At 74.1% G+C, this 2,442-nt stretch carries 2 protein-coding genes and 1 pseudogene; 2 read left to right on the forward strand and 1 reads right to left on the reverse strand.

Going from position 1 to position 2,442, the window contains the following annotated elements; all coding sequences use genetic code 11:
• Both SSOG_RS54405 and SSOG_RS40890 read left to right on the forward strand, forming a co-directional pair.
• Nucleotides 1-187 (forward strand): annotated as a pseudogene (locus SSOG_RS54405) (hypothetical protein); the annotation flags it as partial.
• Entirely contained in the window at nucleotides 184-1,743 is a 1,560-nt protein-coding gene (locus SSOG_RS40890; RefSeq protein WP_050800154.1) for an AMP-binding protein, read from the forward strand. The pseudogene SSOG_RS54405 and the gene SSOG_RS40890, both read left to right, overlap by 4 nt.
• On the opposite strand, the gene SSOG_RS40895 is transcribed toward SSOG_RS40890, so the two are convergent.
• Nucleotides 1,718-2,344: an alpha/beta fold hydrolase gene (locus SSOG_RS40895; RefSeq protein WP_245606491.1), complete on the reverse strand. Its 627-nt coding sequence runs from the start codon at nucleotides 2,342-2,344 to the stop codon at nucleotides 1,718-1,720. The two genes, SSOG_RS40890 and SSOG_RS40895, sit on opposite strands and share 26 nt — an antisense overlap.
• Nucleotides 2,345-2,442: the final 98 nt, after the last annotated feature.

A 2,442-nucleotide genomic window follows, 5' to 3' on the forward strand; every position in this document is an offset into this window, starting at 1 on the left:
CGCCGAACACCCGGTCGCGGGCGGTTTCCTCCACGAGGGCCTGCCGATCCACCTCACCCGCACCCCCGGCTCCCTCCGCACACCCGCGCCCGTGCTCGGCGCCGACACCGACACGGTGCTCCGCGAGGTGGCCGGACTGACCGCCGAACGCGTCCGGCAACTGCGCGACGCGGGGGTCCTGCGGTGACCACACCGGGCGCGGCGACGACGCTTCCCGCCCTCCTCGACGCCGCCGCCGAGACCCACGGCGACCGGGTGTTCCTCCGCGTGGACGGGGTGACACGCGGCTACCGGCAGTCCCGCGAGGCGGCGGCCACGATGGCGGGGGCGCTCGCCGCGCGCGGCTGTCGCCCGGGCGACCGGATCGCCGTCATGTCCGGCAACCGCGTCGAGTTCATCGATCTCATCCTCGGCTGCGCCTGGCTCGGCGCGGTGCTGGTGCCGCTGAACACCGGCCTGCGCGGCGAGGGCCTGCGGCATGTCCTGCGCCAGGCCGAGCCGTCCTTCCTGTTCGCCGAGGAGGAGTTCACCGGGCGCGTGACGGCGGCCGGTTACCGGGGCCCGGTGTGGACCATCGGCGGCGACGGCGCCCCGGCCCCGGGCGGGACCGGGGCGCTTCCGCCCGCACCGGTGGGACCCGAGGACACCGCCGCCATCCTGTTCACCTCGGGCACCACGGGGGCCGCACGCGGTGTGCGCTGCCCCCACGCCCAGTCCGTCTGGTGGGGTCGTAACGTCGCGGACTCGCTGCGTCTTCACTCGGACGACATGCTCCACACCTGTCTGCCGCTGTTCCACACCAACGCCCTCAACACCCTGGCGCACGCCATGACCGTGGGCGCCGCGTGCACCCTCGGGCGGCGGTTCTCCGCCGGTGGGTACTGGGGCGAGGTGGCCGAGGCCGGTGCCACCGCCGTGTATCTGCTCGGCGCGATGGTGCCCATGCTGCTGGCGCGCCCGCCCGGCCCCGACGACCGCGCGCACCGGGCCTGGCGCGGTCTGTCCCCGGCCACCCCGGGCCCGGCGTACCAGCCGTTCCTGGACCGTTTCGGCGTCACCCTGGTGGACGGGTTCGGCTCCACGGAGACCAATCTCGTCATCGGGTCGACCCCCGCCCACCACCGGCCCGGCTACATCGGCACCGTGCGCGACGGCTTCTCCGCGCGCGTGGTGGACGAACGCCTTGCCCCCGTCGCGGACGGCACACCGGGTGAACTCGTCGTCCGCAGCCACCGGCCGTACGCCTTCTCCACCGGCTACCTGGGGGACGACGGGCCCCCGCCGCCCGGCTCCTGGCGCCGCACCGGCGACCGGGTGGTCCGGGAACCCGACGGGTGGTTCCGTTTCGTCGACCGGATCAAGGACGTCATCCGGCGGCGCGGCGAGAACATCTCCTCGGCGGAGGTGGAGTCGGCGGTCCGCTCCCATCCCGCGGTGGCCGGGGCCGCGGCCTTCCCGGTGGCATCCGAGCTGGCAGAGGACGAGGTCATGGTGGCGGTGACGGTCCGTCCCGGCCTGGTGCTCGACCTGCCGGACCTGGTACGCCACTGCGCGGACGAGCTTCCGCCGTTCGCCGTGCCCCGGTACGTCGACATCGTCCCCGAACTGCCGCTCACCGCGACCGGCAAGATCCGCAAGGCCGTGCTCCGCGAGCGCGGGGTCACCGGGGACACCTGGGACCGGACCGCCGAACAGGGGGCGGCGGCCCGGTCCGGGGTCAGCCGCCCGTCACCCACTCCGTGATGACCTTGGCGTACTCCTCGGGCAGCTGCTCCGGCGCGGGCACGTGTGCGCCGGGTACGACCCGGGTGTCACAGCCGAGCGCCGCGGCGAACTTCTCCAGGCCGGGCAGCGAGTAGTGGTCCCCGTCCGCGCACACCGCGAGCGTCCGCGCGGTGATGTGCGGCAGCCGCGACTCCATCGCATAGCGGCGGACCGCCACATGCCCCTCCTCCACCCGGTCCAGCACCGTCACCGCGTCGATCACATAGCGGTGCAGCGCGGCTTCCTCGCCGTCCCGGTAGAAGCCGCGCCGCCGGTTCCACAGCTCCAGCAGATGAGAGCCGTCGGGCCGGGGGTCGACGTGGTCGACCGGCTTGCGCCGGTCGGCGGTGCGCCGCTTCTCCTCGTCCACGAAGGGCGTGGCGGAGAGCAGCAGGCTGGACACGCGGTCCTGGAAGCGCGCGGCCAGCTCCACCGCGATGACACCGCCCGTGTGGTGTCCCACCAGGTGGAAACGCTCCAGGCCCAGCGCCTCGATGAGGGCCCCGGCGGCGTCGGCGAAGCGCTCGATCGTATGGGGCTCCTCTGGCTTCGCGGAGGCGCCGAACCCGAGGGTGTCCATGGCGATTCCCCGGTGCACGGCCCCGACCAGCGGCAGCACACCCAGGTACTCGGTCCAGGAACAGCGGCGTCTGATGGAGCATCAGCACCGGCTCGCCC

Source organism: Streptomyces himastatinicus ATCC 53653 (assembly GCF_000158915.1).
GTDB lineage: Bacteria > Actinomycetota > Actinomycetes > Streptomycetales > Streptomycetaceae > Streptomyces > Streptomyces himastatinicus.